The organism is Pseudomonas sp. FW305-28 (assembly GCF_017351395.1).
GTDB lineage: Bacteria > Pseudomonadota > Gammaproteobacteria > Pseudomonadales > Pseudomonadaceae > Aquipseudomonas > Aquipseudomonas fluorescens_AA.
This window is the reverse complement of record NZ_JACNDD010000015.1, coordinates 1-13,056: the sequence shown is the minus strand read 5'-3', so window position 1 is coordinate 13,056 and position 13,056 is coordinate 1. Positions and strand designations below refer to the sequence as shown.

Sequence of the window (13,056 nt, the reverse complement as noted above, 5' to 3'; positions counted from 1 at the left end):
GACCGGCGCGGGAACGAACCCGCTGCCCGTCCAGGAAGCCAGATCATGAATTCGTCCGTCTCTGCTTTGCCGCTGTCCACGCTCAACCCTGCCAACGAAGCCCTGACCCTGCGTCTGCCGAGTTCGTTGCAACTCAAGCATCAATTGCCGCTCAGCACCGCGTTGAGCCACCAAGTGAGCGCCCATCGCCAGGCCATCCGCGCGATCCTCAACGGCGAAGATGCCCGCCTGCTGGTCATCGTCGGCCCCTGCTCGATCCATGACCCCAAATCCGCCCTCGAATATGCCGCCAACCTGGCTCGCGTAGCCCACGAAGTGAGCGACAGCATGTTCTTGGTCATGCGCGCCTACGTGGAAAAGCCCCGCACGACTGTGGGTTGGAAAGGCCTGGCCTACGATCCCGGCCTGGATGGCAGCGACGACATGGCCGCCGGCCTGACCTTGTCCCGGGAGTTGATGCGCGAAATGCTGCAACTGGGCCTGCCCGTCGCCACCGAACTGCTGCAACCCATGGCCGCCAGTTACTTCGATGACCTGCTCAGTTGGGTCGCCATTGGCGCTCGCACCACCGAATCGCAGATCCACCGGGAGATGGCCAGCGGGCTGGGCATGCCGGTGGGGTTCAAGAACGGCACGGACGGCGGGGTCGGCATTGCCTGCGACGCCATGCGCTCCGCCGCCCACCCCCATCGGCATTTCGGTGTCGATAGCCAGGGCCATCCGGCGATCATCCAGACCCCAGGCAACCCCGACACCCACCTGGTGCTGCGCGGCGGCCATCGCGGACCGAACTATGACCGCCAGAGCGTCACGCAGATACACAGCGACCTGACCCGCCTCAAGATACCCGCCCGGATCATGGTGGACTGCAGCCACGCCAACAGCGGCAAGGACCCGCTGCGTCAGCCGCAGGTGTTCGATGACGTGCTGGAACAACGGCTGCAAGGGAACCGCTCCCTGATCGGCATGATGCTCGAAAGCCACCTGTTCGAAGGCTGCCAGCCACTGGGCCCGTCGATGCGCTACGGCGTCTCGGTCACCGATGGCTGCCTGGGCTGGGAGTCCACCGAGCAGCTGTTGCGCGAGGCTCATCGCCGGTTGCAATTGCCCGCCTGAGGTCCCGAACCCACCTGCCCCTGGAACCAGGGGCAAGTGGAGCTCTTTGTGGGAGCGAGCTTGCTCGCGATGGCGTCAGTTCAGCCAGCCTTGGGTTGCCTGACACACTGTCATCGCGAGCAAGCTCACTCCCACCAGGGTTGCCCGGGACTGGCCTCAGCCTGACGCGCTGGAACGCACCCGGACCGTCACCCACTCGGAGCGCTGGCTGACGTCCTCCAGGCGTTCGACCTGATAGAACACGCTCACCGACCTGTCGCGCTGGTCCTGCCAGTAACTTGCGGGAATCACGAACATGAGCGGTTTACCTGCCGTGGCCTCGGTGATTTCGCGCTCAAGCACATAAGCGGAGTTGCCATTGCACTGCAACCAGACCAACTCGCCCGCCTCAAGCCCGGGATCATCGATGACAATCGTCACCCCCTCTTGCAGGTCGTCGACCTCCAGCCAGCCGTCGTTCATCTCCCGAATCTGAAGGGCCTTCAAGGCCAGGCGCTGCAACGGGCCGATGTGCAACGACAAGGGCTCAGCCCGACGCACCGAGTGTCCACGCCTGACGACATAGGTCAGGGCCAGGTCGTGTCCAGAATGGGGCGCGATCAGCGAATGATCGATCCAGAGCGATACCTCACGACCCACCGCATGGGCTTCTATGTCCAGCACATCGCGCCACAGCGCTTTGAAATCCTTGCTGGCAGTCAGGATCAACCGATCGCCGACCGCCATCCTGGCGTAGGGCCGAATGCTCACCCACGTTCCTTCGGACACCCGACTCGGATCGAGGCTGCCCCTCACCGCATCGTTGGCAACGGCTGGCAGCAGTTGCGGCGATGCATCGCCGATCTCCAGTTGCAGGTGTTCCGAAAACAGTGTGGCCGGCAACCGCTTGCCCGTCACCTGATAGGAGATCTCCAGCGAGCCGCCGTCCAACTCGGCGATATGCGGTTCGCGCACGACGAACACGACGTCTCGCCCCACTTGCCGCTCCGTGACGAACCCGGCCACTTCATACCGGTAGGGTTCGCCATCGTTGTTGAGGCCGTGCCAACGCAGCACCACTTCATCCCCGCAGGTCATCATGGGATAAGGCTTGACGGTCACCACGGCGTTGCGCCAGGCGGGGTTGATCACCCCGTCCCTGGCCGCTGCCAGGACCGGTGGCGGCAGCCTTGTTGCTGGGGTTGAACGGGATCGTTGAAGCGATGGATAGGTGATCATGTACAGGCTCCAGTCCTTGGATGAAGGCACCGTTTGAATAACGGCGCCCGGCGGAACCATTAAAACCCGCTCGCACCAACCCCGCAGCCAGACAACACGACAGCGCGAGTGGTCCTTGGCGCTCAAACCTGTAGCCGCAAACGACAGCGGTTATAGGAGGCCTCCTACATCCTCAAGTACCGCCGGGTTAGCTCCCATTCTTCCCACTTTTTTTATTCCGGTTTCTCTGGATCAGGGCGGTTTCTTCCTACACCGCACACGATGAGCCTGCATTAGAGTGAAGTCGCAAATTAAAGGTGAACCTCTTCGAAAAAGGTACGAACATGCAACGGAATGCAACCACTCAATTTCCCATCCTCTTGGTTCATGGGTTGTTCGGGTTTGACCAGATCGGCGGCTTCGAACTTTTCCATGGCATCAAACAGGCCCTGCGCGCAGGCGGTGCCCGGGTGTTCATCCCGCACTTGTCGGCCACCCACTCCAACGAAGCCAGGGGCGAACAACTGCTGGTTCAGATCGATCGGGTCCTGGCCGGCACCGGCACCACCCGGGTCAATCTGATCGGCCACAGCCAGGGTGCGCTGGCCGCCCGGTATGCCGCCGCGCTGGCACCCGACAGGGTGGCCTCGGTCACCTCGGTCAGCGGCCCCAACCATGGCTCCGAACTGGCCGACTTCCTGCGCAAGGCCCTCACGCCCGGACGGCTGCCAGGGCACGTGGCAAGAGGCGTCGCCACGCTGTTCGCCGATTTCATCTCGCTGCTGGACGGCCAGGCCCAGCTATCGCCGGCCGCTGTCGCCGCGCTGTCGGCGCTGACCACCGAGGGCGTAGGCGCCTTTAATGACAAGTATCCACAGGGCCTGCCGAAGCACTGGGGCGGGAACGGTCCGGACCGGGTCAACGGCGTGCGCTACTACTCATGGAGCGGCACGTTGCCAGAGGCGACGGATAAAGAACGGGAGCCTTCGCAGGCTTTCTGCCGCGCCTTTTCCGAATACTTCATCACCGAAGCCGGGCAGAACGACGGCCTGGTCGGGCGCTTCAGTTCGCACCTGGGCAAGGTCATTCGCTCCGACTACCCCATGGACCACCTGGAGGCGATCAGCCCGGGAGGCGGCAAGGCATGCAAGGGAACGGACCCCACAGAGCTTTACCTGCGCCACGCCGAGCGCCTGCGCAAAGCCGGCCTTTGATCGCCAGGTCCAAGGTTTTGACGCAATTTTGACAACACCCCGTCAGTGAATCCGGTAGGCTCAACACCTTTAAACACATCGAAAGGAATTTGCCCCATGGCCAAAGCCACTGCCCGCCACATCCTGGTTGCCACCGAAGACAAGTGCAACGAACTCAAGGCCCAGATCGAAGCCGGTGCCGACTTCGCCGAAGTGGCCAAGGCCAACTCCTCCTGCCCGTCCAGCCGTCAGGGCGGCGACCTGGGTTCGTTCGGCCCGGGCCAGATGGTCAAGGAATTCGACACCGTGGTGTTCAGCGCACCGATCAATACCGTCCAGGGCCCGGTCAAGACCCAGTTCGGCTACCACCTGCTGGAAGTCACCAGCCGCCAGGACTGATGGCCCCTTGTGGGAGCAAGGCTTGCCCGCGATGAAACGATAACGCGGTTTAGCTGTTGGACCGCGGCGCGGCCATCGCGGGCAAGCCTTGCTCCCACAGACCTTGTTTCCCACAGGTTTTGTGCCCACCTGGCAGGAACAATCCCCTCGCTACAGGGGACTGGCGATTAAGGCGCCGCTCGCGTACAAATCGTGTCATCGATCACCCGGCTCTAAGGCTGACAATGCGACTGGCGTTCCCTTCACTGCTATTGATTGCCGTGGTCCTGCTGACAGGCGCCGCCGGCGTCGATGCAGCACCGCAACATGCCCTGACCGTCTATGGCGAACCCGCCAAATATGCCGAAGGCTTCGGCCACTTCGCCTACGCCAACCCCCAGGCCCCAAAAGGTGGGACCATGCGCCGCTCGGCCGTGGAAATTGGCCACTTCGACCACATCCTGCCCTACATCGACAAAGGCATCGGCGTCAGCCAGATCGATGGGATGCTCTACTCGCCACTGGCCCAGCGCTCGCTGGATGAACCCTATACCGTCTATGGCCTGGTGGCGCAGAAGATGGAGCGTGCCGACGATGGCCTGTCCCTGCGCTTCTACCTCAACCCCAAGGCCCGCTTCGCCGATGGCAAGCCCATCACCGCCCAGGACGTGCGCTACAGCTTCGAGCTGTTGATGACCCAAGGCAGCCTGCGCTATCGCACCCAGTTCGCGGCGGTCAAGGACGTCGTGGTCGAGGACGAGCGCACCGTGCGCTTCGACTTCAAGAACAACGAAAGCCGCACCCTGCCCCTGGACATCGCCACCCTGCCGGTCTTTCCCGAACATTGGTGGAAGACGCGCGACTTCGCCAACGGCGGCGGCTACGAGGCGCCGCTGGGCAGTGGCCCCTACCGGGTGAGCAAAGTCGATTCCGGGCGCAGCATCACGTTCGAGCGCAATGCCGATTGGTGGGGCAAGGATTTGCCGGTCAGTCGCGGGCTCTACAATTTCGACCATTTCAGCATCGAGTATTTTGGCGACACTGACGTCGCCCGCCAGGTGCTGCGCGGCGGCGCCTATGACTACAATCGCGAATTCTCCGCCACCGGCTATTCCATCGGCTACGACGGCCCGGCCCTGCAGAACGGCCGCCTGCAAAAGGCCCACCTGGCCAAAGAGGCGCCCCAGAGCGCCCAGGGCTTTGTCTTCAACCTGCAAAAACCGCAGTTCCAGGACCGCCGCGTGCGCCAGGCCCTGGCCATGCTCTGGGATTTCGAATGGAGCAACCGCCAGATGATGCGCAACGTCTATGTGCGTCAGCAGAGTTACTTCTCCAACACTGACCTCGCCGCCCGAAAACTGCCCGATGCCGGCGAGCTGGCGATTCTGGAGCCGCTGCGCGGGCAGATTCCCGACGAAGTCTTCACCCAGGTCTTCCAGGCCCCGAAAACCGATGGCAGCGGCGTGATCCGTGACAAACAATTGCAAGCCCTGGCCCTGTTGGAACAGGCCGGCTGGAAACCCGACGGCGACCGCCTGGTGAATGCCGAGGGCGAACCGCTGAGCTTTACCTTCCTGAACAGCCAGAACGGTATCGACCGCCTGCTGCTGCCCTACAAACGTACCCTGGCGCAAATCGGCATCGACATGAGCATTCGCCGCATCGACGCCTCCCAGTACGTCAATCGCCTGATGAGTCGCGACTACGACATGATCATCACCGGCTACCCCGTCAGCACCTCGCCGGGCATGGAACTCTACAACTACTTCGGTTCGGCGGCCGCCAACGATCCAGGGGCCAACAACTACATGGCCTTGAAGAACCCGGCGGTGGACGCGCTGATCGACGGCCTGGTCAAGGCCAGCACCCAAGCCGACATGCTGCGCCATGCCCACGCCCTGGACCGGGTGCTGCAATGGAATTACTACTGGATCCCCAACTATTACCCGCCGGGCAGCTCGACCGTGTGGTGGAACCGCTTCGGCATGCCCAAGGTTCAGGCCAGCAATGACGAAGCCATCGAAAGCTGGTGGGAAGTGAGCACCACACCGTTGACCAACGAACAAATGCGCGCCGAACGCATCAGGCGCGGCACACCTGGAGGGCCGCATTGATGTGGGCTTATATCGCGCGGCGCCTGCTGCTGATCATTCCCACACTGGTGATTATCCTGCTGGTGAACTTCGTCATCGTGCAGGCCGCACCCGGCGGGCCGGTGGAACAGGCCATCGCCCACCTGCAAGGCATCGGCGGCAGCAGCGTCGGCGGTTCTGGCAGTGAGATGAGCGGCCATTCCCGCGCCAGTCGCGGCCTGGACCCGCAACTGATCAAGGACATCGAGAAACAATACGGCTTCGATAAACCGGCCCACGAGCGCCTGTGGCTGATGCTCAGCAGCTATGCACGCCTCGACTTCGGCAAGAGCTTCTTCCGCGGCGCCACGGTCACCGACCTGATCCTGGAAAAGATGCCGGTGACCATTTCCCTCGGACTCTGGGCGACCTTGATCACCTACCTGGTGTCGATTCCCCTGGGCATTCGCAAGGCCGTGCGCCACGGCTCGGCATTCGACGTGTGGAGCAGCACCGCGATCATCATTGGCTACGCCATGCCGGCGTTCCTCTTCGCGATGTTCCTGATCGTGGTATTCGCCGGCGGCACCTCGCTGAACTGGTTTCCGGTGCGCGGGCTGGTGTCGGACAACTTCGAGTCGCTGTCGACGCTGGGCAAGATCGCCGATTATTTCTGGCACCTGGTGCTGCCGGTCACCTCGCTGGTGATCGGCGGCTTCGCCACCCTGACGATCCTGACCAAGAACTCGTTCCTCAATGAAATCACCCGCCAGTACGTGGTCACGGCGCGGGCCAAGGGCATGAGCGAACGGCGGGTGCTCTACGGTCACGTGTTCCGCAATGCGATGCTGCTGGTGGTCTCCGGTATTCCCCAGGCGTTCATCAGCGTGTTCTTTGCCGGCTCCTTGCTGATCGAGGTGATCTTTTCCCTCGACGGGCTGGGCCGCATGAGCTACGAGGCCGCGGTGTCCCGGGATTATCCGGTGGTGTTCGGCTCGCTGTTCATCTTCACGCTGTTCGGCCTGCTGATCAAACTCATCGGCGACCTCTGCTACACCCTGGTGGACCCGCGCATCGACTTCGCCGCGAGGAACGCCTGATGTTCAAGCTTTCCCCCTTGGGCCGCCGACGCTTCGAGCGCTTCAGGAAAAACCGCCGGGGCTGGTGGTCGTTGTGGCTGTTCATCGGCCTGTTCATCCTGAGCCTGGGCGGCGAGTTGATCGCCAATGACAAGCCACTGGTGGTGAGCTACCAGGGCTCCCTGTATTTCCCGGTATTCAAGCGCCACACCGAGCAGGAATTTGGCGGGCAACTGCCGTTCCAGGCCGACTACCGCAGCAGCTACGTGCAGAACCTGATCCACAAGGACGGCGGCTGGCTGTGGTTTCCACCGATTCCGTTCAGCGACGACACCCCCAACTACGACCTCAACCAGCCGGCCCCGAGCCCTCCCTCGGCGGTGAACTGGCTGGGCACCGATGACCAGTCCCGGGACGTGCTGGCCCGGGTGATCTTCGGCGCCCGGGTGTCAATCCTGTTCGCCCTGGCCCTGACCGCCATCAGCGCGCTGATCGGCATCGCCGCCGGTGCGTTGCAGGGGTATTACGGCGGCTGGGTGGATCTGCTCGGGCAGCGCCTGCTGGAAGTCTGGTCCGGCCTGCCAGTGCTCTACCTGTTGATCATCCTGTCCGGCTTCGTCGAGCCGAACTTCTGGTGGCTGCTGGGGATCATGGCGCTGTTTTCCTGGCTGGCCCTGGTGGACGTGGTCCGCGCCGAGTTCCTGCGCGGGCGCAACCTGGAGTACGTCAAGGCGGCCAGGGCCCTGGGGCTCAGTGATCGCAAGGTGATCGTGCGGCATATCCTGCCCAACGCTATGAACGCCACCCTGAGCTACCTGCCCTTCATCCTCACCGGGGCAATCTCCACCCTCACCGCCCTGGATTTTCTTGGCTTCGGCATGCCGGCCGGCAGCGCCTCCCTGGGCGAGTTGATCGCCCAGGGCAAACAGAACCTGCAAGCGCCATGGCTGGGGCTGACGGCGTTTTTCACCCTGGCCCTGATTCTTTCCCTGTTGGTGTTTATCGGCGAAGCGTTGCGAGACGCGTTCGACCCACGCTCTTGAAAACAACCATGAAGCGGAACCTTGAGATGAGCGACAACCTGATCGAAATCCGCGACCTGAGCGTGGCCTTCAACGACCAGACGGTGGTGCGCAACCTGTGCCTGGACATCCGCCCCGGCGAGTGCCTGGCATTGGTGGGCGAGTCGGGTTCCGGCAAGTCGGTGACGGCCCATTCGATCCTGCAATTGCTGCCCGAGACCGGCACCCGCACCACCGGCAGCATTCGCTATCGCGGCCAGGAACTGCTGGGCGCCGAGGCCAAGACCCTGCGGGAGTTGCGCGGCAACCGCATCGCCATGATCTTCCAGGAACCGATGACGTCGCTGAACCCGCTGCACAGCGTCGAGAAACAGATCGGTGAAACCCTGATGCTGCACCGGGGCCTGGGCGGCAAGGCGGCGCGCCAGCGCATTCTGGAGCTGCTGGCCCTGGTGGGCATTCAGAAACCCGCCGAGCGGCTCAAGGCCTACCCCCATCAACTGTCCGGGGGCCAGCGGCAACGGGTGATGATCGCCATGGCCCTGGCCTGCGAGCCGGAGCTGTTGATCGCCGACGAACCGACCACCGCCCTGGACGTGACCGTGCAACGCAAGATCCTGCTGTTGCTCAAGTCCTTGCAGCAACGGCTCGGCATGTCCTTGCTGCTGATCAGTCACGACCTCAACCTGGTGCGCAGCATCGCCCAACGGGTGTGTGTGATGAAGGCCGGGGAAATCGTCGAGCAGGCGCCTTGCGAAACCCTGTTCAGCGCACCGAAACATCCCTACAGCTGCGAGCTGCTGCACGCCGAACCGGAAGGCGAAGCCCTGCCCCGGGACGAGCGCGAAGACGTGCTGCAGGTGCGGGACCTGCGCGTCAGCTTTGCCCTGGGCGGCGGGCTGTTCCGGCGCAAGGAATACCTGCGCGCCGTGGACGGTATCAGCCTGAGCATCCAGCGCGGCAAGACCCTGGGCATCGTCGGCGAATCCGGCTCCGGCAAGTCCACCCTCGGCCAGGCGATCCTGCGGCTGATCGAGTCCGAAGGCAGCATCCACTTCCAGGGCCAGGCCCTCGAGCAGTTATCCCACAAGGCATTGCGGCCATGGCGCAGGAAGATGCAGGTGGTGTTCCAGGACCCGTTCGGCAGCCTCAGCCCGCGAATGTCGGTGCAGCAGATCATCAGCGAAGGCCTGGAGGTGCACAGCCCGTCCAGCCCTGAAGAATGCGAAGCCCAGGTGATCCAGGCGCTCAAGGAAGTCGGCCTCGATCCACAGAGCCGCCACCGCTACCCCCATGAGTTTTCCGGCGGCCAGCGCCAACGCATCGCCATCGCCCGGGCCCTGGTACTCAAGCCGGCCCTGATCCTGTTGGACGAACCGACCTCGGCCCTGGACCGTACCGTGCAGAAGCAAGTGGTCGCGCTGCTGCGTCAGCTCCAGGAAAAACACGGCCTGACCTACCTGTTCATCAGCCATGACCTGGCGGTGGTCCGCGCCCTGGCCCACGACATGATCGTGATCAAGGATGGCAAGGTGGTCGAGCAAGGCGCCAGTCACGACGTGTTCGATTCACCCCAGCATCCCTATACCAAAGAGCTGTTGGCGGCGGCACTTCCCAGGTAAAGGCCGCCGCGACTCCAGCGCTCAACTGTCGCGGCGCTGATCCAGCGCTTGGGCAAATTCGCCAATGGCCTCCACGACCTGCTGCGCCCCTCGGTGGATGTCGAGGATAACGGTGCCCGCCTGGTTCGCCAGCTTCACGCCCTGCTCCGCCTTGAGGGTGCTGGACTGCATGCTGGTCACCGCTTGCCTGGCGAGGTCGCGGTTCTTGCCGACGACTTCGGTGATGGCCACCGTGGCCTGGCTCGTGCGCCGTGCCAGGTTGCGCACTTCGTCGGCGACCACGGCGAACCCCCGCCCCTGTTCCCCGGCGCGCGCCGCTTCGATGGCCGCATTGAGCGCGAGCAGGTTGGTCTGCTCGGCGATCCCCCGGATGGCATCGACGATGCTGCCGATTTCCTCGGACTGGGCGCTCAGCGCACTGATTCCCGTGGCCACTCGCTGGAGTTCATCGGCGATGCTTTGCACCACGGTGACCGTTTCCTGGACAACCGCCGTGCCAAGCTGGGTGTGCTCGTCAGTCTGCCGGGATGTCTCGAAGGCCAGCCGCGCCGCGTTGGATTCGCTCTGGCGCTGCTCGACCTCGCGGGTGTGATCGGTGGCGAACTTGACCACCCCATACAATCTTCCCTGGGCGTCGTAGAGCGGGTTGTAGGTTGCCTGCAACCAGACCGTGGCGCCTTGCTTGTCGATCCGCTGGAACAAGCCGGTCATATACTCCCCCCGATTCAATCCAGCCCAGAACCCGCGATACGCGTCACTTTGGACCTCACTGGGCTTGCAGAACAGGCGGTGGTGCTGGCCGCAAACCTCCTCCAGGCGATAGCCCATCACCTTGAGGAAATTCGCATTGGCATTCACCACCTGACCATTGAGGTCGAACTCGATGACCGCCATGGAGCGGTCGATCGCGTGCCTGAAGCTGGACTCGGTCTGGCTCCGGAGGACACGCTCACTGATGTCCCGGGCCACTTCAATGATGCGTTGCAGCTTTCCCTCCTGGTCCAGCACCGGGATGTAACGAGCCTCCACCCACAACCAATGTCCATCCCGGGCCAGGTGCAAGAGCTGTGCATCGACACTCTGGCCTTGCCCCACCTGCTGCCACACAGCGGCATATTCCCGACTGCGCGCGTAGGCAGGCTCGCAGAACATCTGGTGATGCTTGCCCTGAATGTCCTCGAGGGAATAGCCCAGCATCTTCAGGAACAACGCATTGGCGCCGAGCACCTGCCCCGCCGGATCGAGTTCGATAATCGCCATTGCCTGATGGAAAGCGGCTCGCTCGGTCTCGAGAATAGCCCGCCTGGCCTGGATCGGGCGCAAGGTTTCCTGATGCTTGCGGGTGCTGATGAACATGGATACCACTCCGGAAACGTAAGTGCTTGGCCGTAGCCAACTGAAGGCACGTTGCCTTGTTTGCTAGAGAGGAACCATTAAGCCACTATCTCCCCATAAGTTGTACAATTTTATTTATTTGTACAAGAAATAACGAAACCGGAACATTTCACCCAACGGCTCAATGCCAACCGATTTTCCAGCGCTTGTCATCGCGCAACTCTGACCAGTCGAACAGCTCCACCCGCCCGCTGTGCACTGCCTGAAGCTCAACCTTTACAGGCGCTCCCGTCTCGTCAAAGATCAATTCTGTGACCAGAAAATGCTTTTCCCGATTGACTGGCGCGCAGGCCGTCCACTTGGAGAGCTTCAACTTACGGGGATTGAATGTGTTCACGTGTTCTCCACAAAAGGCAGGAAACCGGAGCAGGATCATGTACAAAAATAGCTGACCGTACAAGTTAACCCCGAAAATAGCCGTGGCACTTCGATCCTGGGACTTCCCCCGGCATAATGCGGCTCTTGGCACCCGTCCATGGCTGCCGGCAAATCCCTCCTCTCTGGAAATGCCCGATGAACCCCACCGAAAGCCTCAAGGATTACAAGCGCGTGCGCACGCTGGCGATCCGTTCGTTGTTCGAGATCATCGAGCAGTCCAGCGAAGGCACGGTGATTGTCGACCGTGACGCGAATATCGTCTGGATGAACGAACGCTACGCCCGCCGTTTCGGCCTGAACTCGGCCCAGGAAGCCATTGGCCGGGCGTGCGAGAGCGTGATTCCCAGCAGCCTGTTGCGCGAAGTGGTGCGCACCGGGCGCCCGATCCTGCTGGACATGCAGGACACGCCCAAGGAGCCGCTGGTGGTGATGCGCCTGCCGATCCACGACAGCGCGGGCGCGGTGATCGGTGCCATCGGCTTTGCCTTGTTCGATGAATTGCACAGCCTGTCGCCGATGCTCAAGCGCTACCTGAGCATGCAGGAAGAACTGGCCTCCACCCGCTCATTGCTACGGGCGCGGCAAACCAAGTACAACTTCGCCCATTTCATTGGCACCAGCAGCGCCGGCCTTGAGGTCAAGCGCCGTGCCCGACGCAGCGCCAGCGCCGATTCGCCGGTGCTGCTGCTGGGCGAAACCGGCACCGGCAAGGAACTGCTGGCCCAGGCCATCCACAGCGCTTCGCCGCGGGCGCACAAGGCGTTCGTCAGCATCAACAGCGCGGCGATTCCTGAATCGCTGCTGGAGGCCGAGTTCTTCGGCACCGCCCCCGGGGCCTTTACCGGGGCCGACCGCAAAGGCCGTGCCGGCAAACTGCAGATTGCCCAGGGCGGCACGCTGTTCCTCGACGAGATCGGCGACATGCCGCTGCCGCTGCAAAGCAAACTGCTGCGTGTGCTCCAGGAAAAAGAGTACGAACCGGTGGGCTCCAACGAGGTGTTGCAAAGCGACGTGCGAATCATCGCCGCCACCTCCATGGACCTGGAAGTGGCGATCAAGCGCGGAGAGTTCCGCGCCGACCTGTATTACCGCCTCAACGTATTGCCGATCCAGGTCCCACCGTTGCGCGAACGCCTCGATGACCTGCCAGCCCTGAGCGAGGCGATCCTGGAAGAGTTGCGCAGCCAGCACGAACTGAACCCCGCCGCCCTCGACCTGCTGCGGCAACACGCCTGGCCGGGCAACATCCGCGAGCTGCGCAATGTGCTGGAACGGGCCGCGCTGCTCAGCGATGACCTGATGCTCACGGCGGCGGACATCCGCGCCGCCATCGGGACCTTCATGCCGGTGACGCGCCCGGCGGACGTGAGCTACGAACCCCTGCCCCAGGAAACCTTCAGCCAGGCCCGGGCGCGCTTCGACCGACAATTGATCGAAACCACCCTCGCGCAATGCGGCGGCAAAGTGGTGGAAGCGGCCGAGCGGTTGGGGCTGGGGAGATCGACGTTGTACAAGAAGATGGTGGCGTTGGGGATTGCCGAGTCTCAATAGAGAGACTTCATTCTCAAAATATAGACTGCCGGTTTTGGAGCGCTTTGCGCTCC

General features: G+C 62.8%; 10 protein-coding genes and 2 pseudogenes. 8 read left to right on the top strand and 4 right to left on the bottom strand.

Annotated elements, in window-relative coordinates; genetic code table 11:
* Positions 1-45: 45 nt before the first annotated feature.
* The gene (locus tag J4E53_RS05730) at positions 46-1,116 is read left to right on the top strand and encodes a 3-deoxy-7-phosphoheptulonate synthase (RefSeq protein ID WP_060738091.1); all 1,071 of its coding nucleotides are present in this window, start codon (positions 46-48) and stop codon (positions 1,114-1,116) included.
* Between the two features lie 156 nt (positions 1,117-1,272).
* Here J4E53_RS05730 and J4E53_RS05725 read toward each other — a convergent pair whose 3' ends face one another.
* A complete protein-coding gene (locus tag J4E53_RS05725; protein ID WP_237140789.1) occupies positions 1,273-2,334 on the bottom strand; it encodes a hypothetical protein in 1,062 nt (353 codons plus the stop codon).
* A 323-nt stretch (positions 2,335-2,657) separates the two neighbouring features.
* Between J4E53_RS05725 and J4E53_RS05720 the strand changes: the two genes are divergently transcribed.
* The 6 genes from J4E53_RS05720 to J4E53_RS05695 all read left to right on the top strand — a co-directional run bounded on the left by J4E53_RS05720 (position 2,658) and on the right by J4E53_RS05695 (position 9,679).
* Positions 2,658-3,527 (top strand): triacylglycerol lipase, encoded by an 870-nt coding sequence (locus J4E53_RS05720; RefSeq protein WP_103308168.1) that lies wholly within the window; start codon positions 2,658-2,660, stop codon positions 3,525-3,527.
* A 96-nt stretch (positions 3,528-3,623) separates the two neighbouring features.
* Entirely contained in the window at positions 3,624-3,905 is a 282-nt protein-coding gene (locus J4E53_RS05715) for a peptidylprolyl isomerase (protein WP_060738094.1), read from the top strand.
* Positions 3,906-4,129: 224 nt separating this feature from the next.
* Entirely contained in the window at positions 4,130-5,998 is a 1,869-nt protein-coding gene (locus J4E53_RS05710; RefSeq protein WP_103308167.1) for an extracellular solute-binding protein, read from the top strand.
* A complete protein-coding gene (locus J4E53_RS05705; RefSeq protein WP_103308166.1) occupies positions 5,998-7,056 on the top strand; it encodes a microcin C ABC transporter permease YejB in 1,059 nt (352 codons plus the stop codon). Before J4E53_RS05710 ends, J4E53_RS05705 begins: the two co-directional genes overlap by 1 nt.
* The gene (locus tag J4E53_RS05700; protein ID WP_060738097.1) at positions 7,056-8,078 is read left to right on the top strand and encodes an ABC transporter permease; all 1,023 of its coding nucleotides are present in this window, start codon (positions 7,056-7,058) and stop codon (positions 8,076-8,078) included. Before J4E53_RS05705 ends, J4E53_RS05700 begins: the two co-directional genes overlap by 1 nt.
* A gap of 26 nt (positions 8,079-8,104) precedes the next feature.
* On the top strand, positions 8,105-9,679 hold the full coding sequence (locus J4E53_RS05695) for an ABC transporter ATP-binding protein (RefSeq protein WP_103308200.1): 1,575 nt from the start codon (positions 8,105-8,107) through the stop codon (positions 9,677-9,679).
* 21 nt (positions 9,680-9,700) lie between these two features.
* Here the strand turns inward: J4E53_RS05695 and J4E53_RS31020 are convergent.
* The 3 genes and pseudogenes from J4E53_RS31020 to J4E53_RS05685 form a co-directional block, all read right to left on the bottom strand.
* A pseudogene (locus tag J4E53_RS31020) lies at positions 9,701-10,147 on the bottom strand (methyl-accepting chemotaxis protein); the annotation flags it as partial.
* Between the two features lie 108 nt (positions 10,148-10,255).
* Positions 10,256-11,035 (bottom strand): annotated as a pseudogene (locus tag J4E53_RS31015) (PAS domain-containing protein); the annotation flags it as partial.
* 160 nt (positions 11,036-11,195) lie between these two features.
* A complete protein-coding gene (locus J4E53_RS05685; RefSeq protein WP_103308199.1) occupies positions 11,196-11,411 on the bottom strand; it encodes a TIGR02450 family Trp-rich protein in 216 nt (71 codons plus the stop codon).
* Between the two features lie 176 nt (positions 11,412-11,587).
* Between J4E53_RS05685 and J4E53_RS05680 the strand changes: the two genes are divergently transcribed.
* Entirely contained in the window at positions 11,588-13,003 is a 1,416-nt protein-coding gene (locus J4E53_RS05680; protein WP_103308164.1) for a sigma-54-dependent Fis family transcriptional regulator, read from the top strand.
* Positions 13,004-13,056: the final 53 nt, after the last annotated feature.

Excerpts from the sequence above, each read along its gene's own strand:
- J4E53_RS05705 (WP_103308166.1), top strand. The coding sequence starts at position 5,998 with ATGTGGGCTTATATCGCGCGGCGCCTGCTGCTGATCATTCCCACACTG.
- J4E53_RS05725 (WP_237140789.1), bottom strand. The coding sequence starts at position 2,334 with ATGATCACCTATCCATCGCTTCAACGATCCCGTTCAACCCCAGCAACA.
- J4E53_RS05715 (WP_060738094.1), top strand. The coding sequence starts at position 3,624 with ATGGCCAAAGCCACTGCCCGCCACATCCTGGTTGCCACCGAAGACAAG.
- J4E53_RS05700 (WP_060738097.1), top strand. The coding sequence starts at position 7,056 with ATGTTCAAGCTTTCCCCCTTGGGCCGCCGACGCTTCGAGCGCTTCAGG.
- J4E53_RS05720 (WP_103308168.1), top strand. The coding sequence starts at position 2,658 with ATGCAACGGAATGCAACCACTCAATTTCCCATCCTCTTGGTTCATGGG.
- J4E53_RS05680 (WP_103308164.1), top strand. The coding sequence starts at position 11,588 with ATGAACCCCACCGAAAGCCTCAAGGATTACAAGCGCGTGCGCACGCTG.
- J4E53_RS05695 (WP_103308200.1), top strand. The coding sequence starts at position 8,105 with ATGAGCGACAACCTGATCGAAATCCGCGACCTGAGCGTGGCCTTCAAC.
- J4E53_RS05730 (WP_060738091.1), top strand. The coding sequence starts at position 46 with ATGAATTCGTCCGTCTCTGCTTTGCCGCTGTCCACGCTCAACCCTGCC.
- J4E53_RS05710 (WP_103308167.1), top strand. The coding sequence starts at position 4,130 with ATGCGACTGGCGTTCCCTTCACTGCTATTGATTGCCGTGGTCCTGCTG.